This is a genomic window from Thalassospira sp. CH_XMU1448-2, assembly GCF_037027285.1.
Classification (GTDB): domain Bacteria; phylum Pseudomonadota; class Alphaproteobacteria; order Rhodospirillales; family Thalassospiraceae; genus Thalassospira; species Thalassospira profundimaris_C.
On sequence record NZ_JAYMEA010000007.1, the window covers coordinates 20,382 to 44,420 of the forward strand.

Sequence of the window (24,039 nt, forward strand, 5' to 3'; positions counted from 1 at the left end):
CGACCCCGGAAATTTTCGAAAAGTTCTGACGTCTATTTCAACGTCACTGACAGTCTAGCGACACCCTCAATCGCCAGATCCATGCGGTCACCGCGAACCACCTGACCAACGCCCTCGGGCGTTCCGGTAAACAGCAAGTCACCGGGTTTCAGTTCGATCAGGGTCGATAGATGAACAAGCGCATCAATCACCGGCCAGATCATCTTGGCTGTGGTGTCGTTCTGACGGACATCGCCATTGACCGACAGTTTCAGACTGGTCGCATGCGGATTGCCTGCATCTGCTTTGGGCTTAAGCGCAGAGATTGCGGCACAGCCGTCAAACGACTTGGCCATATCCCACGGCAGACGGCGTTCCTTGAGGCCTGCCTGAACGTCACGGCGGGTCATATCAAGACCAGCGCCATACCCGAAAATCGCATCCTCAACCGCGGCACGGTCAAGATTTTTGCCCCCCTTTGACAGGGCAACGACAAGTTCACCTTCATAATGCAGATCTTCGGTTGCTGACGGATAAGGCAGATCACCATCACCGACCACCAGACAACCGGTCGGTTTCATGAACACACATGGCGGCGTATCAGACGGGTCCGATCCCATTTCACGAACGTGATCGGCATAGTTTTTTCCGATGCAGAAAATGCGGTTAACCGGGAAAAGATCGTCGGAATCCTGAACCGGAATGGTCGTCGGTTCGGCAGGCTGGAAAATCAAACCCATGATGGCTCCTTGAAACTAACGCTGTTTGATAACAGTGATAGCCAAGCTACCCGCAAAAGAAAATGACTGAGATGTAAAACCCGGTCACAAAACGGATTTCTGTTTCTGCATTCGGGTTGGTTTTCCATCCTCACGACAGCTGTCTGACATATGGTCGCCATTCCAAATCACTTGACCACGTCAGACGCAAACTGAAAGACTGGCAAAGCCATGCCGCACGACCACCGCCCGGACCATGGTCTGCACAAGGGGTATCGATGAAAAGCTCTCCCTATCTCCAAACGGCTCATCAGGTTCTTGATACTGAAAATGTTCGTCCGGAAAACGGTCTGGGCAAAAAGGAAATCGTTGAACGCCGAAGGAGATTTGGCCGCAATGTGCTTCGACGAAGCAAGTCACGATCTGTCTGGAACATTCTGATTGATCAGTTCACCGGCCTGATTGTCTATCTTCTGGCCGGGGCAATGCTGCTTTCCTTTTATCTCGGTGACTGGACCGAAGGCAGCGCGATTGCAGTTGTCCTTGTCCTGAACGCTGCCATCGGATTTTCATCCGAATATCGCGCTGTCCAGTCAATGGAATCTCTGCGCAAACTTTCGCAAGTCAAAGCCCGTGTTCGACGCGATGGCATCGCAACCGTCATCCCGGCAGAAGATATCGTTCCCGGTGATATTGTTCTGCTTGAAGCGGGCGACATTGTTCCGGCCGATATACGCATCGTTGATTGCAACAATCTGCAATGTGACGAATCCACACTGACGGGTGAATCCCTGCCAATCGCCAAAACCAACGATGTTCTTTCTGGTGATGACATCGTTCTTGGCGACCGGTTCAATATGGTTTTCAAGGGAACGGCAGTTACCCGCGGCGATGGCTTTGGGATTGTTACCGCAACCGGGATGGCCACCGAACTTGGTCATATTGCCGATCTGGCCGAAACGGCAGATGCCGAAACAACCCCGCTTGAAAAGCGACTGGATAAGCTTGCCGGTCAGTTGATCTGGGTCACACTCGGGCTGACCCTTTTTATAACGCTAAGTGGCATCTATGCTGGCAAGGACTTCCTGCTGATGGTCAAAACCGGGGTTGCCCTGGCAATTGCCGCTGTTCCCGAAGGTTTGCCGATTGTGGCAACGGTTGCCCTTGCGCGTGGTATGGCGCGGATGGCGCGGCGCAATGCCCTGATCAAAAATCTGTCAGCCGTTGAAACGCTTGGCGCGACCACCGTCATCATGACTGACAAAACCGGTACACTTACCGAAAATCGCATGACAGTTGTCCGCCTGCGCACAAGCACAGTCATACTTGACGAGACGAATGCATTCGGGACAACCGGGGCGACCAGACCGGTTGAAACACCTAATGATCCGACACAAGAAATCGCCTTGCGAACCGCGATGTTGTGTAACGATGCAATCCTCATTTCACCAGCATCCGCAACCGGTACAAAAACGAACATATCATCCGCGCCAATTGGCGATCCGATGGAAATTGCGTTGCTCGAAGCCGTTACAAGGCAGGGATACGATCAGAAAACCTTGCTCGAAGATTTTCCACTGGTTGCGAAGGAAGCCTTTAGCGCCCAGACCCGGATGATGGCGACCTACCATCATCAACCAGACAATGACGCCCTGTTTGTCGCGGTAAAGGGCGCGACCGAAGCGGTGATTGACTGTTGTACTGATCTTCTCACGATCAATGGCAAGGTGCCGTTCGATGACAAGCTGCGCCATCAATGGACGGCATTTGCCACGGAGATGACCAGCGAAGGATTAAGGGTTCTCGGCCTGGCAATGAAAGAGGCAAGGTCGGAGGACACCGCTCCTTATGAAAATCTCACGCTTCTTGGATTGATCGCCTTGCTTGATCCGCCAAGAAGCGACGTCGCAAGTGCGATCAAGGCCTGTCACGACGCCGGTATTCGGACTGTTATGGTCACCGGTGACCATGCCGGAACCGCCCACAATATCGCCCGTCAGGTCGGCTTATGCAGATCGGACGCCCCGGTTTTGGAAGGCCGCGACCTTCAGGATGTTGGCAACGCTGCTGAACATAAACGCGAGGCCATTCTCGCGACCCCGGTTCTTGCCCGCGTCAGCCCGGAAAGCAAACTTGATCTTGTATCTCTTCATCAGGAAAGCGGCGCTATCGTTGCGATGACAGGGGATGGTGTGAATGACGCACCGGCCCTTAAGAAAGCCGATATCGGCATTGCCATGGGTCAACGTGGCACCGAAGTTGCCCGCGAAGCCGCCGACATGGTTTTACGCGATGATGCATTTCCATCCATCGTTGCCGCCATGCATATGGGCCGGGTGATTTTTGCCAATATCAGGACATTCGTGATTTATTTGATGTCTTGTAACTTCAGCGAGATCCTGATCGTCGGTCTGGCTGTTTTAAGCGGGCTTCCCCTTCCTTTACTGCCATTGCAGATTCTTTTTCTGAACCTTGTTACCGATGTATTCCCGGCCTTCGCGCTTGGTGTTGGTGAAGGCGCAAAGGGTGTCATGAAGCAACCACCACGCGACCCGGCAGAGCCGATCCTTGGTGCTTTGCACTGGATGCGGGTGATCATCTATGGCGGGCTGATTACGGCAGGAACGCTTGGTGCATTTATTCTGGCCCACACGGTCTTTGCGCTGGGCGAACAGGAAGCCCTTTCTGTGTCATTCCTGACATTGGCCGCCGCCCAGCTTTTGCACGTATTTAACATGCGCGCTTCCGGTTCGAATGCATTGATCAATGATGTAAGCCGTAACCCGTTTGTCTGGGGGGCATTGGCCTTGTGCTGCGTTCTGGTCGGGGCAACCTTGTGGATACCAAGCCTGTCGGATCTTCTGATGATCTCAAGCCCCGGTCCGACGGGCTGGATGCTGGTGGCTGGCGGCAGCATCACCCCGTTGATTTTGGGACAATTGGTACATGCATTTGTATTGCATAAAAAAATCCCGGCCCCGAAAACCACGCCCAAATGACAAATGCCGGGGAAATCCCCGGCATTTAAATCCTCACATCGTTGTCGAAAACCTGTCTAGAGCAGCCCTTCGATCACACGGTCTGGCGGTGTATGCCCATCGACAAAGGTCTTGATATTGATCAGGACCTTTTCGCCCATATCAACGCGCCCTTCGATGGTGGCTGACCCCATATGCGGCAAAAGAACCGCGTTTTGCAGATCAAGCAGTTTGGGGTTTACGGCCGGTTCATGCTCGAACACGTCAAGGCCGGCACCGGCAATCTCGCCATCGGCCAGCATCCGGGTCAGTGCCGGTTCGTCAACGATCTCGCCACGTGCTGTGTTGACCAGAATGGCATGGGGTTGCATCAGCTTGAGACGCCTTGCCGAAAGCAAATGATAGGTTGCCGGTGTATGCGGACAGTTAACAGAAACAACGTCGACATGGGCAAGCATCTGATCAAGGCTTTCCCAATAGGTTGCATCAAGCTCTTCCTCGATTTCCGGGTGAACGCGACGGCGGTTGTGATAATGAACCGACAGCCCGAACCCCTTTGCCCGGCGCGCCAGCGCACGACCGATACGGCCCATACCGACAATGCCAAGACGCTTGCCCCAGATGCGATGACCCAGCATCAATGTCGGGCCCCATCCGGCCCATTCGCCCTTGCGGATAAGGCGTTCGCCCTCGGCAAGGCGACGGGATACCGAAAGGATCAGCGCCATTGTCATGTCTGCTGTATCTTCGGTGAGAACGTCGGGCGTGTTGGTGACCGTGATGCCGCGCGACCGTGCGGTCTGCAAATCAACGTGATCCACCCCGGTTCCGAAATTGGCAATCAGACGAAGGTTCGGCCCCGCATGGGCAAGTACGGCGGCATCAATCTTGTCCGTCACAGTCGGGACAAGAACATCTGCCACTTTGACAGCTTCGATGAGTTGTTCCTTGGTCATTGCGGCGTCATCGATATTCAGACGCGCATCGAACAGTTCCATCATGCGGGTTTCAATCGCTTCCGGCAGCTTCCGGGTCACGACGACAAGCGGTTTTTTCTTGGTCATCTGCCGATCCTATGCGGTCTTTTAACTCTTTTTCTGACAAAATATGGCATGTCACATTTTTTGTGCCCTGCCGCAATGCAGTGATGCCATGCAGCAAGGTACAAAAGCAAGGATTTTGACGCATTTTTTGTAATTTTATTACGTGAAGAGGATTTCTGACAGATCCCTGTCAGAGCTCCGAAACAAGGGAATACCAACAAGATGCCGCAGTTTTTGCGCACATTTATGTATCGCTTCATGGCTTTGGCTGTTCTGGCAAGTCTGACCACCCCGATTGTGGCCAGCGCCCAAGAATCCGGTCTGCCTATTCCGCGATTTGTCGCACTGCGATCAGACAAGGTATTCTTGCGTTCCGGGCCGGGGCTTCGATATCCGAAAGTCTGGATTTATCAACGTCGCAATATGCCGATGGAAGTCGTGTCTGAATTTGATACATGGCGCAAGGTTCGCGACTGGGAAGGCAGTGAAGGCTGGGTTCATCAAAGCCTTCTGGTCGGCTCTCGACATGTGATCGTCACCGATGACAGCATCACGCTTTATTCCGCGGCTGATGAAAATGCCCGCAAGATCGCTATGGTCTCGGCCAGCGTCATCGGAAGCATCGAAGACTGCCCGGCCAATATGAACTGGTGCCAGCTGCGCTTTGGCGATTTCGAAGGATGGGCACCGCGTCACGGTTTCTGGGGCGTGTATGAAGATGAGACCGTAGAAGGCTAGACGACAGGATAGATTTCCGAAAACCACCCGTCCTTTCGATCACCTGCCCTTTCGATCAAACGAACCAAAGGCCCCGCGGAACATCCACGGGGCCTTTTAAATAGTTACAGCTTTACCCAAGATATCAGGCATCGACAGACACACGGTTTTGCGAACGATCAGCCCCGCCACCGCTGTTTGAAGTCGCATGACCACCGCTGTCATACCCGCCAAAGACCGGCGTGGAATAGGATTGTCTGGTGTTTGCATCCGGCGATTGCCCAAAGGTTTCCTGTGCCAGAGGATCACGTTTATCGGCGTTCGGGTCAAAGACCGGCCTGTCATTCTGTTCAAGGAACGGATCAGGTCGTGGTTCAGGCAAGCTGAACCCGCCAATACTGACCGTCTGACTGGCAAGCTGGGTGGCGATATCCCCAAGATAGGCCTGCAGATTTGCCGAAATACGCGACCTGATATCCTCGGCACCGGATGTTTCGGACGCCGCCAGTTGGGCCTGGACAATATTGTCGCCTGCAACCTGTGAAACGCGGTTTTGATCCTGCGCAACGGCAAGACTGCCGCGATCAGCCGACAATGAAGTCTCGCGATCACGCAATGCCTGCTGCGCTTCATCAATCAGGGCACGTGCATTTGAAACGCCCGAACCATCCGTCAGGTCAATTGATGAAAGCCCCGTCGCCAAATCCTCGGTCGACGATGCATAAAGTTCGACATTGATCCGGTTATCTGACGACGTTCCGGAACCGACCTGTACCGATATCGTTTGATCCGCATCCAGAAGGTTCCGGCCATCGAAGCTGCTGTTTGCAGCAATATCGTCAATTTCGCCCAGATAATCTTCGATCTGGCTATTAAGTTGCGCACGCTGCTGCGCCGAAAGGTCCGGGCTTTCTTCTGCGATTTCGATCAGGGATTCAATTTCGTCAAGCGCATCACCGATGCGCGACAAATCACTTGATGCCTGTGTCAAAAGGTTGCTGGCACTGCCAAGCGATCCACGAAGCTTTTCTGTGGTGTAACTCGCACCACGAAGCGAATCGGTATTGCGTTCAGAACTGCCCGATGACGTGGGATACTGGCTGCCATCAGACGCGATCAACCGGTTCTGCGGTGCAATCGCACGCGCAGTATTGGTATAGATCGTAAGCTGACTCGCAACTGGTTCCATTGCTTTTCCGCACAAACAAGCCGGCGAGGCAACTACATGCTGCACGGACAAAGAAATTGAAATCATTCAAAACTTTGTCCACCTGACCTTCCTGGTGTCCGGCGGAAATACCAGCCATTAGTATAGATTATTAGCGATGAAACATTAAGCCAAATCGCACAATCAAGGCGCGATTTTAAAAACCCCCACCCAATCTGGGCGCAATCAGCCTGTAAAGTCCGCCTGCAAACGTCAATCCGGGCTGCCCCGAACAGCCCGGATCAGACCGCTTTACGGCGCAGAACAGCAAACAGTTCCAGATGTGACGACCACAGGAACTGATCCACCGGGACGACCTTTTGAATTTCATAGCCGCCATTGCGCAACACACGCATGTCGCGCGTAAAGGTCGCCGGATTACAGGAAACCGCAAGAACCCATTCAGGTCCGCCTGTTGCCAGTTGCTCGCACTGGGCCAGTGCGCCTGCACGCGGCGGATCAAACAGCACCAGATCAAATGCCCCCAACTCAGCCGCAGTAAGTGGCTGACGGAACAGGTCACGTTTGACAACCTTGATCGGACTTCCTGACTGACCCACGGCATATTGCAAAAGTTCGACCGCACGCGGGTCACTTTCAACAGCAGTCACCGACCGGCGCTTGCCATGCAAGGCCAATGCGAATGTAAAGCTGCCGACCCCGCAGAACAGATCGGCGACCTGTCGCGGTGCAATTTCATCCAGTGCCTGCTTGACCGCATTTACAAGGGATTGCTGACCATCAAGCGTTGCCTGCAAGAACCCGGCAGGCGCAATCGACACTTCGACATTTTCAAAGGACACCAGCGGCGTATGCCGGGCTGCAACCGGTTCATCCGGACGATCCCCGACCTGCCAGCTCAGACGCGCAAGGTTCTGTGCCCCGGCGAATTCGGCCAGATCCTGACGCATATCAAGATTGGGGTCTGCACTGGCCTGGATCAGAACATCAAGTCCGTTATCGACAAGGGTAACAAAGACCTCTTTGATATCGCGCGCGTAATCTGGCGGACAGGATATCAGGAAATCGACAAAGGCAGAACGGAACGCCATCAATTCCGGGCGCAAAACAGCGCAGTCAGGAACATTCAAAACCGTATGACTGAACCGGCCATGGAAACCGACAAACACCCCGGTCGCCCCGACATGAACGGAGAAACCCGCGCGACGGCGACTTGCCGGTGGTGAAATTTCAACATCGGCAATCAGATCATCTGCATCCTCAGGATCAATCCCCGCCCGCAAAACAGCAGTTTTGGCCTTGTCATATTTCCACGCGCGGTAATCATCGTCGCTCATATGCTGAAGCGCACAGCCGCCGCATTCCTTGAAATGCGAACAGCGTGGCGGGTTGAACGCTCCGGTGCGGGCAATTTCCTCGATGACTTCGGCGCCATATCCGTCACCGCGTTTCTGACGCAGGGCAACCCGCACTTCATCCCCGGGCAACACGCAATCAACATAGACCAGAACCGCTTTACCATCCGGGGCCTGAATATGTGCAATGCCATCACCACGCGCACCAACCTGTTCGATGGTGACGGGCGCTTCAAAACCAATCAGCGGATCACGCCGGGACGGTTGACGCTTGCGTCCCCCACGGGCACGGGGATTGCGGTGATGATGTTTCATAAACTCTCTCTCGGGGGTGATCTTCGTCACACTTTTATCTGGCAAATTATCGCGGGTGCCAGAAGCCAGCCTCAGATACACCAGTTGGCGCGCCACGAACAGGGGCGAACAAAGATTTAATCCTGCTTCTGCCCGCAAAAATGGTGCAGATGCCCCGGCAACGAACTTATTGCGCAAAAAATTATATGCAAATGAACGCGACTAAACCCTTAAAATCCTGTAATAATGGCACCATTAAACATAGAGCGAATTGCTTATCGTCTGCGTGACACAAAACCGTTTGTAAGACATCATACGCATGATGCCTTTGCAAATGACGTGACGAATGCGTTTTTTTTTGCGCGCATATCCGGGTTTGGGGAACCTGTTTTGCGGGTCACGTATGGGGGAGAGATGGAAGAAGAAAACAAACAAGCTGATGAAAATGCATCCACGCAAACGGCCCGTTTGAAGAAACGGGCATTGTTGGCAGGTTTTCTGACGGCAGTTTTCCTTGGCTCTGTGACTTTCTTTTTCTGGCAAACGTTTGAAAAAAATCGTCGTACCATTCTTCTGTCCGCAGCCCAGATTACAGCCACGTCTGTAGCCCAGCAAGTCAGCCAGATTGTCACAAGCAACCTCGCCGTTCTTGAAAGCTTTGCGGATAACTGGCAGGACGGTGCGCCCGAGGATGAACGCGCATATCTCTCGATTGCCACCCCGCTGCAAAGCCGTTTCCCGGCGCTGCAGGCAATCAACTGGATTTCGCCCAATTACCTCATTTTATATGTAGCCCCGATCAAGGGGAACGTTCCGGCCATTGGTGCCGATCTGAAACGCCATCCGATGGCAGGCCCGGTTCTTGATATCGCCCTTGATCAGCGCAGAACCCAGATCACCCCGACACTTGAACTTCTTCAGGGCGGGCGCGGATTTGCGGCCTATAGCCCGGTTCTGGGCCGTGATGGCGAGATTATCGGCATCATCAACGGGGCATTCCGCATCCGCTCCATGCTGGCCTCGGTCATCAATACGGAACAGGTCGAAGATTACACCGTGCGTGTGCGCGAAGGTGACACTGTTCTGTTTGAAATCCGTGGCGAAGGGGATGACGAACAGTTGCAACGCACCGTCCCGGTCGAGATTGTCGGGCGTCAGTGGCAGGTCGATGTCATTGCCGACCCCAAACTTGCAAGCCAGCACACCATCAATCCCGAACTTATTTTGCTGTTCGGGACGCTGGTAACAGCGTTGTTTACCGTTCTGATCTTCATGCTGACCAACCGGCAGAAAACATCATCCCGACGCCATCTGCATCACATCAATGCCGGTGATGATATCAATGACCTTGCTTTGTCGATTACCAAGCTTGATGGTCATCTGAAATCAATGTCGCCGGAAACGGCCGAATTCTTTGATCTGCGCGAAGAAGATTACGGATTTATCCGCTTTTACAATCTGGCGCCGGAATTCCAGTCCGACGGAACCGCTTCGCGTCGATCCCAGGAAAAGATGCTGCTTGCCATCAATCGCGGCGAGGAAGAATTACGCCGTGAATGGATTGTCCGCAGCGCCGAAGGCGTTCATGTCGTCTGCAATCTGGCGATGAAGCCATCCGCCAGCAATCCTGATTGCGTTGATATCACCCTGCATCACAATCCGGCGGCCAACGCATCGGTTAATCGGTTGCGGTATCTGGCAACGCATGACCCGCTTACCGGGCTTCCAAACCATGCACTGTTTGAAGACCGCCTTAATCAAGCGGTTGCCCATGCCAAACGGTATGAAAAGCTTCTGTCGGTTCTGGTGGTTGATATCGACAATTTCCGCGCCATCAATGACCGGTTCGGCGCAGATATCGGTGACGAAACATTGCGCACCATATCCGGGCGTCTGCGCGCGACAGTGCGTGAAAAAGACACCTGTGCCCGGTTCTCGGGGGACATGTTTGCGATTATCGCAACCGACCTGTCAGAGGCCGAAGGCGCGGCACTGGTTGCCGAACGCGTGGTCGAAGCCATGTCACAGCCGATCCAGACCACGACAGGCGAAGAAATCCGTCTGCATGTCAGTGTTGGTGTCGCCCTGTATCCCAACGATGCGCGCGCACCGTCGCAATTGCTGGCCAATGCGGATGCCGCAATGTATCGCGCCCAGAAATCTGCGGAATCGTCTTATTGCTTCTTTGTCGAGACGATGAACAACGTGATGCATGCGCGTCTTTCAATGGAAACGCAATTGCGCCGTGCGGTTGATGAAAAGCGCTTTGTCCTTGAATATCAGCCGCGCTATCGCACATCCGACCGCACCCTGACCGGGTTTGAGGCGCTGTTGCGCTGGATTGATGACAGCGGCAAGCGCCGCCTGCCGCCTGACTTTATCGCAGTTGCCGACCGGACGGGGCTTTTGTCACCACTGGGTCAATGGATCATTGAAACCGTGTGCAAACAGATCGCCCAATGGCGTGAACAGGGCTATGTCCCGGTTCCGATTGCATTGAACGTTTCAAGCCGCCAGTTCATTCAGGCTGACCTGATCAAGAACATCATCGATCTTACGGCTGAACATGAAATTGATGCCGCCATGATCGAGATCGAGGTTTCCGAAGACATCGCCATGCGTGAACCCGAACGTGCGCTTGGCCAGTTCTATCGCTTTGCCGAGGCGGGTATTGGCCTGACCCTTGATCACTTTGCGGCGGGCAATACGTCGCTGCGCTATCTGAAACGCTTCCCGGTTCAGCGGATCAAGCTGTCAAAATCGCTGTTCAATCTGGCCCTTGATGAGCAACCCGAAAACAGCATCCTGCAACCGGCAATCCGGCTGTGCAAAAGCCTTAATCGCAAGGTGGTTGCTGTGGGTGTTGAAACCGAAGAACAGCTTGCTGTGCTTCAGGCTGCGGATTGTGACGAGATGCAGGGCTTCTTGCTGTCTGCACCACTTGATGCAATCGACACCGCCGAACTTCTGCCCCGGCAAAAGAGCCCGGCGCGCCCGAAAGCAACATCAAGTCCGGCAGAAGACGAACATTCAGGCTAGCTTTCGCAAATTGCCTGCTCATTGATTCGGCAGCCTAAAAACCAAAAGCCCCGCAGCATTATCTGCGGGGCTTTTTATTTGCAAATCCGGCAGCCTCAAACACTGCGCTTGCCAGATACCGACTGGATTATTGAGGCCTAAAGCAGGAAAATCGCCGCCAGTCCAAGGAATGCAAAGAAACCGACAACATCGGTAATCGTCGTCAGGAACACCGATGAAGATACAGCGGGATCAATACCCGCACGTTCCAGACCAAGCGGGATCAGGGCACCAAACAGCCCGGCAAAAAGCAGATTGATAATCATCGCAGCGCCAATCACACCGCCCAGCAAAAGATCATCAAACCAAAGCCAGGTTACAGCTCCGGACAAGATGGCAAATGCCAGCCCGTTCAGACCACATACAGCGACCTCCTTGCGGATCACACGCCATGCGTTGGTGCTGGTCAGCTCACGCGTGGCAATCGCACGCACCGCAACAGTCAGGGTCTGCGTACCGGCATTCCCGCCCATCGAGGCCACAATCGGCATCAGAATCGCCAGTGCGACCAGCTTTTCAATCGTCCCTTCAAACAGGCCGATGACCACCGATGCCATGATCGCGGTTCCCAGATTGACCAGAAGCCAGGTAAAGCGCGACCGGGTGGTATCAAGGATCGCACTTGAAAGGTCATCCTCCTCGCCGACACCGGCAAGGCGCATCATGTCTTCTTCATATTCCTCGTCGATAACGTCAACGACGTCATCTACCGTGATCACACCGACAAGACGACCGGAATCATCTACAACCGGTGCGGAAATAAGGTCACGCTGACGGAACAGATGGGCGACGTTTTCCTGTTCCTCGGTCACAAGGACCGTGCGCATTTCATCCGACCCCATCACATCACGCACCAGCACCGGACGGTTGGTGCGGATCACACGCGACAAAGGCACGATGCCGACCGGGCTGTAACGCGGATCAACGACGATGATGTCGTAAAAGTCATCCGGCAGATTTTTGGCCGACCGCAGGAAATCGATGGTCTGGCCGACCGACCAGTAATCCGGGATCGCCACCAGCTCGCGCTGCATGATACGACCGGCGGTATATTCCGGATAGGAAAGAGCTTCTTCAACGCGGGCACGTTCGATATCGGAAAGCGCGCCAAGAAGTTCGCGCTGTTCGTCGGCATCAAAATCCTCGATGACCTCGACAACGTCATCTGAATCAAGCTCTGTGATGGCCTCGGCCACCACATCTGTGCCGAGCAGGTTGATGACTTCCTCGCGAAGGTCATCGTCAAGTTCGGTCAGGAATTCCGGGTCAAAGTCGGGGCGGATCAGTTCGACAAGTTGCGCACGCTGGTTCGAGCTTGCCCAACCCAGCAAATCTGCAATGTCGGCAAAGTGCAATTCGCCAAGCAGTTCAGACGCAGTGTTGCTGTCTTCCTCGCCAAGGGCGTCAAAGATTTCGCGCGCATATTCAGGTGTCAGATCGACATATTCATCGCCGGTGGATGTATCCGCCGGACGGTCGAGTTCATCAACTTGACCTGCCATCTGCCCCTCCCTGAGTTACGTGCTGCTGTTTGCGCCCTGCACCAGATTGAAACTGTCTTATGAAAACGCCGCGCCGGGACGTTGATGATCAAAATCCCGACACGGCTGTTTCTGCGCTATCGCATGGCCCCGGTCAAGGGGCGCAACGACAGATATTTTATTGGCCTTCCTGACTACGCGTTACCGCATCAACAACCGCGATTGCAGTCATATTGACGATACCGCGCACCGTGATCGACGGGCTGACCACATGTGCCGATTTCGCAGCACCGACCAAAATCGGGCCAACCGGCAAACCATCACCCAGCATCTTGACCAGATTATAGGAGATGTTGGCAGCATCAAGGGTCGGCATCACCAGAAGGTTCGCAGCCCCCTTAAGCATCGAATGCGGGAAGATACGATCACGGATCGGCTGTGAAATTGCCGCATCGGCATGCATTTCACCTTCGACCTCAAGGTCCGGCGCCTGCGTACGGATCAGCTGAAGCGCGTCGCGCATCTTGCAGGCCGACTTGTTTTCGTGACTGCCGAAGTTCGAATGCGAAATCAAGGCGGCCTTTGGCGTAATGCCAAACCGCTTGACCACATCGGCTGCCATGATCGTGGTTTCCGCCACATGTTCAGGGGTTGGGTCAACCGACACATAGGTATCGGTCAGGAAGAAGGTCCCCTGCTTCATGATCATCATATTGACCGTCGAGAAGTCGGTCACGCCTTTCTGCAGGCCCACAAGATTGCGGACATAGCGCAGGTGACGCAGGAAACCGCCCTGACAGCCACACAGCATCGCATCCACTTCACCACGACGCAGCATAAGGGCTGCGATCACGGTTGGACGTGTACGCACGATGGAACGCGCATATTCCGGGTTGATCCCGCGACGTCCCATGATGTTGTGGAAGTCCTGCCAGTCCTGTTCGAAATGCGGATTGTCATCCGGATCATGGATTTCAATCTGTTCATCAGGGATCAGACGCAAGCCAAGTTCGGTGATGCGTTCCAGGATCACTTCGCGACGACCAATCACCACCGGAACGCAGACGCCGTCATCGACAAGCACCTGACAGGCCTGAAGAACGCGGCGCGATTCGCCTTCGGGATAGACCACGCGTTTTTTATGTGCGCGTGCCATGTCAAAGACCGGCTTCATCACCAGACCAGACCGGAAGACAAAGCCTTCAAGCTGCTGACGGTAATGATCGAAATCCTCGATCGGGCGTTTGGCAACACCGCTATCCATCGCAGCCTTTGCCACACGCGGCGGAATTTCAAGCATCAGACGCGGATCAAACGGTTTGGGAATAAGGTATTCCGGACCGAATTTAAGTTCCTCACCGCCATAAGCCGTCGCAACAACGTCCGAAACCTCTGCGGTTGCCAGATCGGCAATCGCCTCGACCGCGGCAATTTTCATTTCCTCGTTGATCTCGGTCGCACCGACATCAAGCGCACCACGGAACAGGAACGGGAAGCAAAGAACGTTATTCACCTGATTGGGATAATCGGTACGTCCCGTCGCCATAACGGCATCCGGGCGGATTTCCTTGACCAGTTCAGGCGATACTTCCGGGGTCGGGTTGGCAAGCGCCATAATGATCGGGCGTTCACCCATCTTGCGCAGTTCGTCCTCGCCCATGACATTGGGCGCAGACAGACCAAGGAAGATATCAGCCCCTTCGATCACGTCACTTAATGTGCGGGCATTGGTTTCAATGGCATAATCCGCTTTCCACGGATCCATTTCTTCCTGACGGCCCTTGTAAACGACACCAAACCGGTCGGTGACCGTGATGTTGTCCTTGGGCAGCCCCATCGACACCAGAAGGTTAAGACACGCAAGCGCGGCGGCACCAGCCCCCGATGTCACCAGGCGGACCTTGTTGATATCCTTGCCCGTGACACGCAATCCATTAAGAACCGCAGCCGCGACACAAATCGCCGTTCCGTGCTGGTCATCATGGAAAATCGGAATGTTGCAACGTTCGCGCAATGCTTTCTCGATGATGAAGCATTCAGGCGCCTTAATGTCTTCGAGGTTAACACCCCCGAAAGTCGGCTCGAGTGCAGCGACGATATCGATAAATTTTTGCGGGTCGGTTTCGGCGACTTCAAGATCGAACACGTCGATATTGGCGAACTTCTTGAACAGAACTGCCTTGCCCTCCATCACCGGCTTGGATGCCAGCGGGCCAATCGGGCCAAGACCAAGAACAGCCGTACCGTTGGAAATCACACCGACCAGATTGGCGCGCGCAGTATATTCCGCCGCCGTATCGGGGTTTTTGACGATTTCTTCACATGCAAACGCAACACCCGGCGAATAGGCCAGGGCAAGGTCACGCTGGTTGGCAAGTGTCGTCGTCGCCGTTACGGACAATTTCCCCGGGGTGGGATACCGGTGATAGTCCAAAGCTGCTTCACGCAGCTTGTCATTTCTATTTGCCATCATAATACCTTTTAATTTCAGGTATTTACATTAATTAACCAGAAAATGGTTAAATCCTGATAATTCGTTCTAGTGGGAAACCCAGACTAAATGAGTTTTCCCTGTGATTGAAGCACTCAGTGCAACGTTCTGCCAAAGGGCTGCATTGCATAATTTTCAACGCGGCACCGCACAATAAATCAATCGGTTGTATCGCAACCGCGTTAACCCGACCGGCCCCGCCCAGAGCTGGCTGACAAAAACATTGTAGGGGATATATGGGGAAGGTCCACAAACGAAAAAACCCGCCGTTTCTGGCGGGCTCTTTTATCGGGAAACTCCGGTTGCCTGACCCGCAATCGAAAACCCGGAAACAAAAAAGCCCCCTCTTGAAAAGAGGAGGCGTTTTTGGTGCGGTCGAGAAGACTCGAACTTCCACGGGGGTTAGCCCACAGCGACCTCAACGCTGCGCGTCTACCAATTCCGCCACGACCGCATATTGTCTGCAGCAAAGCCCGTGAGGTGTAGAAGTGGGCTTGCCTTGGCGCGGAAAGGGAGATAGCAAATTGATTACCCCTGATCAAGGGCTCATTTCACTTAATTTCATTTATTTGTCAGGAAAAATGCATTCCATCGCCCCAACCGCGCAAATCATCGAGTGGCGCACCACCCCGGAGTTGGTTCCCTACCCCGAAGCCCTTGCTGAAATGGAGGCCCGCGCCGAAGCGATCCATGCAGGCGAAGCCAATGAACTTGTTTGGTTTCTTGAACATCCGCCACTTTATACGGCCGGGACCAGCGCCCATCAGGAAGATTTGGTCGATCCGGATCGCTTTCCTGTCTATGACGCGGGTCGCGGCGGGCAATATACCTATCACGGACCGGGTCAGCGGACGGTTTATCTGATGCTGGACCTCAAGAATCGGGGTCGCGACGTCCGGGCATATGTTCATAATCTCGAAGAATGGGTGATTCGCACCCTGGCTTTGCTGGGCATCAAGGGTGAACGACGCGATGGCCGCGTTGGCATCTGGGTCGTGCGTGAAGATGGTCGGGAAGACAAGATTTCCGCCATTGGCGTGCGCGTGCGCCGCTGGGTGACCTTTCACGGGATTGCAATCAATGTTGCACCGGATCTTTCACATTTCGGCGGCATCGTGCCCTGCGGCATTTCCGAGCATGGCGTCACCAGCCTTGCCGACCTTGGTGTCGATATTTCTATGGATGAGCTCGATCGCCTGTTAAAACAAACGTTTAGTGAAGTCTTTTCCGGGCCAACTGAATGAGTGATACGTCGCAACCAGCACCGCCCAAACCCACAATACGCAGGGGCAACGACACGGGCCACAAAATGCCCGAAAGCGTTGCCGATGGCGGGATGGCTGATGCTGAACGCGACATTCTGGCCGAACTCGAAAAGGCCCTGAGCGAACATATCGCGCTCATTCTGCGCTGGAATCGCAAACTGATGCTTCCTGATTCTCCGAGTCCATCGGAACATGAAGAGGATGATCATGATTGCGATTTTGGCGCCTGGTATGCGCTTAACCGGCATAATCGGCTGATAGACCAGCCTGCAATGCATGCGCTGGCCACAACCCATCAACAATTGCACGATTCGGCACGACGGCTTTTGAGCGCGCGCGAGGTCGATGGCGAAATCGATTCGGCCGAGTTCGATATGATGGCGCTTCGTGCCGAATCGTTCTTTGCACAAGTACGACGTCTTGAACGCGCATTCCGCACCGCAAGGTCCGATGTTGATCCGCTCACCGGCACCTATAATCGTCAGACGATGCTGGGCGATCTCAATGCCGAACGCGAAAGGTCGATTCGAACCGGTGTCCCGACGGCCATTGCCCTTGTCGACCTTGATCACTTTAAATCGGTTAACGACACTTATGGCCATCAGGCTGGTGACCTTGTGTTGCAATCGGTTGCCGGTATCCTGCAATCGCATGTCCGCCCGTTTGACAAAGTCTATCGCTATGGCGGCGAGGAATTCCTGATCTGTCTGCCCAATGCAGACATGAAGCAATGCGCGCGCGTGCTTGAACGTCTGCGCCGGGTGATCGAGGCATCACCTGTCACGATTTCCGACACCACCATCCTGCCGGTCACAGCCTCTATCGGTGCCGCCCCCATGACCAAAAGCCGGACCGTCGAACAGATCATCGAAAAAGCCGATCAGGCGCTTTATGCCGCCAAGGAAGGCGGACGCAACCGGGTCCGCGTCTGGCGAAACCCGGATGGCAAGGCCCCGGCGTCAAAGTCCGCAACCTCAAAATCATCCGGCTAAATCTGCTCCTTCGACAAGAAGCATGCGCGTCGCAACAGATGCCCCGTGCCCTATGCCTGTTATCAAGACCTGAATGCGCGATTTTTTTAAGCGCGACCGAACCTGTGGCAGATGTTCAGATAAGCACATACTTTCAAGCTATTAGCCTGGATGTCTGCGTAAATTCACTTCTTTGCATAAAAAATTCTACCAAAGCGCAATCTTGTCTTCACAAGTTGGAAACATATCTGCAAACTATAATAATAAAAGGCAGCACGGTTTCGGCCCAAACGCCGACAACAAAGAATGGCTGCCTGCTTGGGAGGGAATTCGGTTCTATCTGAACGGAGGCCCCTGAATGTCCAGTTCTATGGATTTCGCGCCTGGCGATCCTGCTTTGATGCTTACGGTGCTACGCAGTGCCGAGGCCAATCTTGACCGCAACATGTTGTTGCGTCGTGTCCTTTCCCTTTTCTGCACAGATGATGATGGCAATCAGGTTGCCATTGAAGACGGCCCGGATTTGCAGCGGCGCATCGACAGTGCCATCGCCAATCTGCGACTGGCTGGTCTGATCCGCATCACGGCCGGTGACGAGCTTTCCATCACCTCGCTTGGCACGGCCATGATGATGGCCTATCCGCTTGGTATTGATGATGGTGTGCTGTGCTCTCTTCCGGCGTTCCGCAACCAGATCTACGAGACCTATGCACCGGTCGTGCATGAACGCCATCTGCCCAATTCGGCCTATGGTTCTGGTTTCTCGGCGGGTCTGGATGCGCATCGTCTGACAGAAAACCCCTACCCGTCTGATTCGCGTGATCATGAAGACTGGCTGATGGGATGGGACGAGGCCCTTGACCAAAGCAAGCGTGAAGCTGAAACACTGTTAAACTGATGACCGGTTTAACCGTGAAGTGATTTGAAGATTTGCGACCGGCACCAGATGAAAGACGATCTCCTGGTGCTGTGATTTGAATTCCCGGCAATAAGCCGGTTCTGCCGTGCATGCCCGATGTGACGGCTCAGTTCTGCCCGCGTGTATTGCAGTGTTGGCATCAGACCCTTGTCACTGCGCTTCTGACACGGGTGGCGATACCTTGCCCCCTCCTCCCCATCCAAAGCCGACCAGACCTCTCTCAAAGCGCCTGGGGGCACGCTATCCGCCCATCCATGGGATAGGAACACATGCAATAGGCAAAGCACACCAACGATCACTGAAACCGCAAGACCATTAACAGATTTCATTTCGACGAGCTCAAGGACTCTTCGTCATCAACCTGGTCAACCTTGTTCATGGACACGACCAGTGCCGGAACGCCAACCTGACGCGCAAGCAGAATGTGCTCGCGGGTCTGTGGCATCGGGCCATCTGCTGCCGAAACAACCTGGATGCCACCGTCCATCTGTGCCGCAAATGAAGAGTCCCGTCACATCCGGAACGATGCCTGTTTGGCAAACCGCCCGTGAATGCAGGTTCTCTATTGATGGCCGTTTCAGCCGAGTTTCAGGCCGGATCGTTGCTGCTTTTATCGTGTGAAAAGATCGACACGACGTTCTCCGGCTTAGCCGACGGTGATTTGGGCTTGTCAGAACTGTCGGATACTGGCGGGGTCACCGGCGTATCAGCATCTTTATCACCTGTGCTGTCACCATCGCCAACCGGCCCGGTTCGCTGATGCGCATCAAGATGCTTTTGGGCTGCCTGCTTTTCCGCATCCGAAAGTGTGCGCTCATGCCGCGTGCGCCCGTGAATCGCCCGGTTCTCGTCCGCCTTTTTGGCCTTTTCATTGCGCTGCTTGCGTTTGCGTGCCTGACGCAGATTGACGAGATCGCCCATCACTCTCTTCTTGCCCGGGGTGGATAAGGCATCGCGATCGCAAAGACCACAATGCATGATCGATCAAAAACAAACGGGTGCTTCGATTTCCCGAAGCACCCGTCAGAGCCGTTCTTAAAATCCCTTATGTCCGACCGGACTTAGCGCACGAAAACATGCACCTCGTTGGACGAAACAGATGCGCTGGTGGCATCCGATGCATGAACACGCGAGCTTGGCATGCCCATATCGGTCAGCGACCGAAGAACTGCCTGCGCATTACGCTTGGATTTGTTTGAATTCAGCGCGACTTGCGCCGGGGTACCACGATTCGGCGTTACCGCGACAACGTCAAAGCTGGCCTGCGGGCGGCGTTCCAGAACGCGGTTCACCGCGTTATAAAGCGCCTGCTCGTATTTCACGCTGGCAGTATCAAAACGGATGACGACTAGCGGGCGGTCACCGGCTGCTGCCATGCGCGGGCTAGCCGACGCCGGAGCGGCCTGTGACTGGAAAACCCGCTTGGAAAGCGAATCCCCGAAGATTTCACCGTTTTTAACAGCCAGTGCCAAAGCGTTCAGGTTCGCACGTTCGGTGCTGACATAGGATGTCTGACGCGACAGGCTTTCGCTGATTTCGTTCAGGAGACGATCAATCAGCACCGTGGTGCGGTTGGTTTCGTCTTCAAGCAGGGCGAGCTGACGATGGTCTTCGTCAACAGCACCGGAAACCTGATAGGCGGAGCGAACAGACTCAAGCAGGAAAGTCGAAAGCGTGCTGTCAGCAGCAACCTTGTTCGCCAGCGAGTTCAGTGCGGCAATATCGTCATTCACCAGGTCCAGCTCGGACTGTGCGGTGTTCCACTGCTGCACAAGAACCGGGTTACCCGGGGTCGTGCCAACCTGCAAACGTGCGCTGATCGCAGCCACAGTGCCGTGATAGGCCTGCGAATGCGAGACAGTCTGTCCGCGAAGCTGTTGCAGTTCATTGTTGTGTTGGTTCAAAGCCGCCTTGAGACGGTTGAGCTCCTGCTGCATGTTCTCGACTTTGGAACCGACAAAGGTTCCGGTCTGAGACACACCGGTCAACGGCTGTGTGCTTGCAGCAACATCGTAACTGGTGGTGGCATTAGCACCGACCGGCTCGGATGCGACCATGTTTTCCTGGGTCGTATCTTCTTCACCAGCAAGTGTTGGCCAAAGGGCCTCAGAAGAAAAAGAACATCCCCCCAGCATCAGGGCGGTGCCGATTACGGCAAGGTAGGTTTTACGAACGGCCATTTCGATCTATTACCTAAGTAGAAATATGCGAATCTCCCTGGGCCTGCTTTTTTATGTGGTGAAACAAGCCCCTGTTCCCCCGGGATTGAATGCATCTTAGTCCACGACCACTTGTGGAACAAGACGCATTTGCCCCTTTTTTGCCGAGTCTTGTCCATAAGTCCGACAAACCGGACAAAGCCGGGCAAAACAAGTGCGTAGCAGTCCCGTAAACCGCGCCTTACGAAAAAATACCTTTTTTTGAAATTTACTGCTTGCAATGCCCTGCTCGTTTGCATAAGTTCCGCTCCGCCGACGGGGAGCACACCCAAGCAAACCGCCGGAAATTAAGGCAAAGCGCCCGTAGCTCAGCTGGATAGAGCATCTGACTACGAATCAGAAGGCCGGAGGTTCGAATCCTTCCGGGCGCGCCAGTCAAAGGCCCGACGTTATCCGTCGGGCCTTTGTTCTTTTCCGGTAAAAGTCGCGGGAAACAGTGCCTTGCTTCCCGGCTCACGAATCACTTGCGCACTGCGCCAAGGAAGGTCGAAACCGATCCCTCAAGCGAGCTGCTATCATCCTGAAGATTGACCGCAGCCCCGTGCACATCCTGCGAGACACCACCAACTTCCTCGATTGACTGCGCAAGTTCACCGATGCTGCTGGCAAAGGTCTGAACACCGTCTGAAGCCTTGCCCGCGCTATTGGCGATCTCGCGGGTTGCAGCACTTTGTTCTTCAACAGCCGATGCAATTGCCGTTGAAATCCCTTCGACCCGGCCGACAACTTCGTCAATACGTCCGATGGTTTCGACAGCCGCACTTACCGATCCCTGAATGACGCTGATCTGTTCGGAAATTTCATCAGTTGCCTTGGATGTCTGGTTAGCCAGCCCCTTGACCTCGTTGGCAACAACCGCAAAGCCCTTGCCTGCCTCCCCGGCACGGGCGGCCTCAATCGTCGCATTCAGCGCCAGAAGATTGGTCTGGGCTGCGATATCCTGAATGATCGTCACGACTTCGCCAATCTGGCGCGCCTTGCCGTCCAGATCGCTGATATTGGTCGTCGCAGCACTGGCTTCCTGTGCCGCTTCGCGCGAAACGTCGGCGGCCATGGCGACCTGCTGTCCGATTTCTTCAATCGAGGCCAGAAGTTCCTCCGCGGCAGAGGCAACAACCTGCACATTCTCGCTGGCCTGATCCGCACCGCCAGTGGCGTGCGACATGCGGGAACGCGCCGTTTCGACAAGACGCCCCATCCGTTCGGTAATTTCACCCAGTGCCGCAGCAGCCGAACTGACCGATGCCACCGCCTTGCCCGAACTTGCTTCGAAATCATCAGCAACCTTGATCATTGCCTGCTTGCGGGTTTCCTCTGCGCGTTTTTCGGCAGCTTCGGCCTCTTCTTCAAGCTCCCTCGCCCGCAAGGATTTGTCCCGGAAGTTTTCAAGGGCAGCGGCCATCTTGCCCATTTCATTGCTTTGCCCGATATGGGGAATCTCGGTTGCCAGATTTCCATCGGCCATTTTGCCCATCACGGCCGCCAGGTTCAAAATCGGGCGTGCCTGAAGTTTGCCTACCATAAGGGCTGCAACAATCGCCGCCGCCAGAACAATCAACCCGATAATGATCGCTTCACGCGCAGCCGCATTGGCACTGGCAAGAACAGCATCACTCGGAACCGCCCCGATGATCGTCCAGATTTGCGGCGCATTGCCGAACTGCACAGGCAACGCCACCAGATAGCTTTCAACCCCGTCAAGCTCGGCGGTCACAAATCCCTCGGAACGGGCGGTAGCAACCTGATCAGGGCTCACACCGGTATCTTCAAGCTTCGCTGCCAGCAACTCCGGATCAGGATGGGCCACGACCGAACCGGTATCGGTCACAAGCCAAAGACGCCCGACACCGAACGGCTTTTCTTCTGCTACACGTTTCTGAAGGGCACTGAGTTCAAGATCGACACCAGAAACCGCAATAACCTTGCCATCGACAATGACCGGCGTCGTCGCCGACGTCATCACCACCTCGGAATTGTCATTCAGGGTCTCGACATAGGGTTCAAGAACCGCAGGCAGTTTGCTTGCTTCGGAAACCGCAAAGAAATCTTCGCCGAAATCCCCGGTCGCATCATAATCGGCCCCGGTATCCATGACGACATTTTCGCCATCTCGCACCCAGTAAGGGGTGTAAATCCCCGCAGAATCACCGCCAGATTTGCCGACCCAGTCCGCATCGGATCCGCCCAAAACATTGGGGCGGGCCAAAGTCCATGTACCAAACCATGCAGGATGATCAAGAAGCGACTGGCGAAGGGTTTGACTAAGAACCTCGCGGCCGTCGCTGTTGCTTGCGGCCTTGCCGTTTTCAGCAACAGCTGCGGCGGTATCGGCAAAACCGGAACTTGCGATCAGTGCGGCTTCCACCACGCCCGACATGTCATTTGCTGCAGACCGTATTTCACTTCGCATCTGTGAAATACCGCTATTACGTGCAGCATCAAACGCGCGACTGGAAGATTGTGCAATGACAATGACCAGGGCCAGTGCAACCACAATGGCAGAAAACAACGCGATCTTTGCGCCTAGTGCGAGATTGTTCATGGATCCCCCTTGTCATCCGCAGCCCGGCCTTTGTGCCCCAAGACCAGCCAGGCACCCTGCGGGATGAAGATGTTACCCCGCCAAATGGTGGAGCAATCTGATACCAAGGGATAGAGTGCCTGAAATATCGGGCTTTTTCAAATATCTAACATGCGAGAATATCCACCGGCTTTAAAAGAAATGGGCGTCGTGCCTTGCCGGTGATATGCTTTTTCCAAGGCCAAGGCCAAGGCCAAGGCCAAGGCCAAGACAAGCCCCACGATGATGTACGAGGAGTGCCGACATGAAAGCCAATACCAGAATAACGATTTCTTGCACCGACCGCGTCGGTCTTGTTTCTGATATTTCCGGACTGCTTTTTGATATTGGTGCAAATCTTGGCCCGACATCCTTCGGTTTGGATGGCAACACCGCAAAGTTTGAAACCAGCTGTGAATTGCCAGATGATTGCCCACCGTCAGAATGTGCCGCCGGCCTTGCCGAACTGTCACTTGAAAATGCCGATATCTCGGTCGAGGCAATCGCTGCTGCCCCGGAACTGGTCGGTGCGCCCGGTGCCACTCACCTGATCGAATGTTCCGGCATTGACCAGCCCGGACTGATCGCGCGTCTTTCGGAAATTTTCATCGAATATAACGCCAATATTGTCCGCATGGCGGCATCGGCAACCGATGAAAAAGATGCCCGGATTTACACGACACGCTTTGCTGTCGCCATCCCGGCCGAACGCGCAAGCAACTGCCTTGCAACCCTTGCCAATACGGCGGGCTCGATGCGGTTGCTGTTCAAGTTTGACGAACTCTGACTTCTGAAATCCGGG

16 protein-coding genes, 2 tRNA genes and 1 pseudogene are annotated in these 24,039 nt (G+C 54.5%); 8 read left to right on the forward strand and 11 right to left on the reverse strand.

All coding sequences use genetic code 11. The features are described 5' to 3' along the window. Window positions 1-32: 32 nt before the first annotated feature. Window positions 33-719 carry a fumarylacetoacetate hydrolase family protein gene (locus tag WA318_RS19265; protein ID WP_336083769.1) on the reverse strand — a complete coding sequence of 229 codons (687 nt, stop codon included), beginning with the start codon at window positions 717-719 and terminating at the stop codon, window positions 33-35. Window positions 720-976: 257 nt separating this feature from the next. On the opposite strand from WA318_RS19265, the gene WA318_RS19270 reads away from it, so the two are divergent. Next, a complete protein-coding gene (locus tag WA318_RS19270) occupies window positions 977-3,697 on the forward strand; it encodes a cation-translocating P-type ATPase (RefSeq protein ID WP_336083771.1) in 2,721 nt (906 codons plus the stop codon). Window positions 3,698-3,753: 56 nt separating this feature from the next. Here the strand turns inward: WA318_RS19270 and WA318_RS19275 are convergent, their stop codons facing one another. Continuing rightward, window positions 3,754-4,740: a 2-hydroxyacid dehydrogenase gene (locus WA318_RS19275; RefSeq protein WP_114098239.1), complete on the reverse strand. Its 987-nt coding sequence runs from the start codon at window positions 4,738-4,740 to the stop codon at window positions 3,754-3,756. Window positions 4,741-4,941: 201 nt separating this feature from the next. On the opposite strand from WA318_RS19275, the gene WA318_RS19280 reads away from it, so the two are divergent. Further along, window positions 4,942-5,457 carry an SH3 domain-containing protein gene (locus WA318_RS19280; protein ID WP_336083773.1) on the forward strand — a complete coding sequence of 172 codons (516 nt, stop codon included), beginning with the start codon at window positions 4,942-4,944 and terminating at the stop codon, window positions 5,455-5,457. Window positions 5,458-5,581: 124 nt separating this feature from the next. On the opposite strand, the gene WA318_RS19285 is transcribed toward WA318_RS19280, so the two are convergent. Further along, complete coding sequence (locus WA318_RS19285) at window positions 5,582-6,625, reverse strand: flagellin N-terminal helical domain-containing protein (protein WP_336083775.1); 1,044 nt, start codon at window positions 6,623-6,625, stop codon at window positions 5,582-5,584. Window positions 6,626-6,885: 260 nt separating this feature from the next. After that, window positions 6,886-8,274 carry a class I SAM-dependent RNA methyltransferase gene (locus WA318_RS19290; protein WP_336083777.1) on the reverse strand — a complete coding sequence of 463 codons (1,389 nt, stop codon included), beginning with the start codon at window positions 8,272-8,274 and terminating at the stop codon, window positions 6,886-6,888. 393 nt (window positions 8,275-8,667) lie between these two features. Here WA318_RS19290 and WA318_RS19295 point away from each other — a divergent pair, with 393 nt between their 5' ends. After that, on the forward strand, window positions 8,668-11,292 hold the full coding sequence (locus WA318_RS19295; protein ID WP_336083779.1) for a bifunctional diguanylate cyclase/phosphodiesterase: 2,625 nt from the start codon (window positions 8,668-8,670) through the stop codon (window positions 11,290-11,292). A 137-nt stretch (window positions 11,293-11,429) separates the two neighbouring features. On the opposite strand, the gene mgtE is transcribed toward WA318_RS19295, so the two are convergent. From mgtE to WA318_RS19310, 3 genes are all read right to left on the reverse strand, one after another. Next, a complete protein-coding gene (gene mgtE, locus WA318_RS19300) occupies window positions 11,430-12,833 on the reverse strand; it encodes a magnesium transporter (RefSeq protein ID WP_114098234.1) in 1,404 nt (467 codons plus the stop codon). A 157-nt stretch (window positions 12,834-12,990) separates the two neighbouring features. Next, a complete protein-coding gene (locus WA318_RS19305) occupies window positions 12,991-15,282 on the reverse strand; it encodes an NADP-dependent malic enzyme (RefSeq protein ID WP_114098274.1) in 2,292 nt (763 codons plus the stop codon). Between the two features lie 388 nt (window positions 15,283-15,670). Beyond that, a tRNA-Leu gene (locus tag WA318_RS19310) sits at window positions 15,671-15,757 on the reverse strand. Between the two features lie 127 nt (window positions 15,758-15,884). On the opposite strand from WA318_RS19310, the gene lipB reads away from it, so the two are divergent. The 3 genes from lipB (at window position 15,885) to WA318_RS19325 (ending at window position 18,437) form a co-directional block, all read left to right on the forward strand. Continuing rightward, window positions 15,885-16,547 carry a lipoyl(octanoyl) transferase LipB gene (gene lipB, locus WA318_RS19315; protein ID WP_114098233.1) on the forward strand — a complete coding sequence of 221 codons (663 nt, stop codon included), beginning with the start codon at window positions 15,885-15,887 and terminating at the stop codon, window positions 16,545-16,547. Between the two features lie 65 nt (window positions 16,548-16,612). After that, window positions 16,613-17,560: a diguanylate cyclase gene (locus WA318_RS19320; RefSeq protein WP_336083783.1), complete on the forward strand. Its 948-nt coding sequence runs from the start codon at window positions 16,613-16,615 to the stop codon at window positions 17,558-17,560. Window positions 17,561-17,897: 337 nt separating this feature from the next. After that, the gene (locus WA318_RS19325) at window positions 17,898-18,437 is read left to right on the forward strand and encodes a hypothetical protein (RefSeq protein ID WP_336083785.1); all 540 of its coding nucleotides are present in this window, start codon (window positions 17,898-17,900) and stop codon (window positions 18,435-18,437) included. 361 nt (window positions 18,438-18,798) lie between these two features. On the opposite strand, the pseudogene WA318_RS19330 reads toward WA318_RS19325, so the two are convergent. From WA318_RS19330 to WA318_RS19340, 3 genes and pseudogenes are all read right to left on the reverse strand, one after another. After that, window positions 18,799-18,954: pseudogene (locus WA318_RS19330) on the reverse strand (GTP-binding protein); the annotation flags it as partial. A 92-nt stretch (window positions 18,955-19,046) separates the two neighbouring features. Further along, window positions 19,047-19,379: a DUF4169 family protein gene (locus WA318_RS19335; RefSeq protein WP_336083787.1), complete on the reverse strand. Its 333-nt coding sequence runs from the start codon at window positions 19,377-19,379 to the stop codon at window positions 19,047-19,049. A gap of 140 nt (window positions 19,380-19,519) precedes the next feature. Beyond that, on the reverse strand, window positions 19,520-20,638 hold the full coding sequence (locus WA318_RS19340) for a hypothetical protein (RefSeq protein WP_114098229.1): 1,119 nt from the start codon (window positions 20,636-20,638) through the stop codon (window positions 19,520-19,522). A gap of 336 nt (window positions 20,639-20,974) precedes the next feature. On the opposite strand from WA318_RS19340, the gene WA318_RS19345 reads away from it, so the two are divergent. After that, a tRNA-Arg gene (locus WA318_RS19345) sits at window positions 20,975-21,051 on the forward strand. Between the two features lie 86 nt (window positions 21,052-21,137). Here the strand turns inward: WA318_RS19345 and WA318_RS19350 are convergent. Further along, window positions 21,138-22,793 carry a methyl-accepting chemotaxis protein gene (locus WA318_RS19350; protein WP_443082652.1) on the reverse strand — a complete coding sequence of 552 codons (1,656 nt, stop codon included), beginning with the start codon at window positions 22,791-22,793 and terminating at the stop codon, window positions 21,138-21,140. A 709-nt stretch (window positions 22,794-23,502) separates the two neighbouring features. Between WA318_RS19350 and WA318_RS19355 the strand changes: the two genes are divergently transcribed. Then, window positions 23,503-24,024 (forward strand): glycine cleavage system protein R, encoded by a 522-nt coding sequence (locus WA318_RS19355; RefSeq protein WP_114098227.1) that lies wholly within the window; start codon window positions 23,503-23,505, stop codon window positions 24,022-24,024. Window positions 24,025-24,039: the final 15 nt, after the last annotated feature.

Bases quoted from the DNA above. Each gene is read 5' to 3' on its own strand.
- WA318_RS19265 (WP_336083769.1), bottom strand. From the start codon at position 719: ATGGGTTTGATTTTCCAGCCTGCCGAACCGACGACCATTCCGGTTCAG.
- WA318_RS19270 (WP_336083771.1), top strand. From the start codon at position 977: ATGAAAAGCTCTCCCTATCTCCAAACGGCTCATCAGGTTCTTGATACT.
- WA318_RS19275 (WP_114098239.1), bottom strand. From the start codon at position 4,740: ATGACCAAGAAAAAACCGCTTGTCGTCGTGACCCGGAAGCTGCCGGAA.
- WA318_RS19280 (WP_336083773.1), top strand. From the start codon at position 4,942: ATGCCGCAGTTTTTGCGCACATTTATGTATCGCTTCATGGCTTTGGCT.
- WA318_RS19285 (WP_336083775.1), bottom strand. From the start codon at position 6,625: ATGGAACCAGTTGCGAGTCAGCTTACGATCTATACCAATACTGCGCGT.
- WA318_RS19290 (WP_336083777.1), bottom strand. From the start codon at position 8,274: ATGAAACATCATCACCGCAATCCCCGTGCCCGTGGGGGACGCAAGCGT.
- WA318_RS19295 (WP_336083779.1), top strand. From the start codon at position 8,668: ATGGAAGAAGAAAACAAACAAGCTGATGAAAATGCATCCACGCAAACG.
- mgtE (WP_114098234.1), bottom strand. From the start codon at position 12,833: ATGGCAGGTCAAGTTGATGAACTCGACCGTCCGGCGGATACATCCACC.
- WA318_RS19305 (WP_114098274.1), bottom strand. From the start codon at position 15,282: ATGGCAAATAGAAATGACAAGCTGCGTGAAGCAGCTTTGGACTATCAC.
- lipB (WP_114098233.1), top strand. From the start codon at position 15,885: ATGCATTCCATCGCCCCAACCGCGCAAATCATCGAGTGGCGCACCACC.
- WA318_RS19320 (WP_336083783.1), top strand. From the start codon at position 16,613: ATGCCCGAAAGCGTTGCCGATGGCGGGATGGCTGATGCTGAACGCGAC.
- WA318_RS19325 (WP_336083785.1), top strand. From the start codon at position 17,898: ATGTCCAGTTCTATGGATTTCGCGCCTGGCGATCCTGCTTTGATGCTT.
- WA318_RS19335 (WP_336083787.1), bottom strand. From the start codon at position 19,379: ATGGGCGATCTCGTCAATCTGCGTCAGGCACGCAAACGCAAGCAGCGC.
- WA318_RS19340 (WP_114098229.1), bottom strand. From the start codon at position 20,638: ATGGCCGTTCGTAAAACCTACCTTGCCGTAATCGGCACCGCCCTGATG.
- WA318_RS19355 (WP_114098227.1), top strand. From the start codon at position 23,503: ATGAAAGCCAATACCAGAATAACGATTTCTTGCACCGACCGCGTCGGT.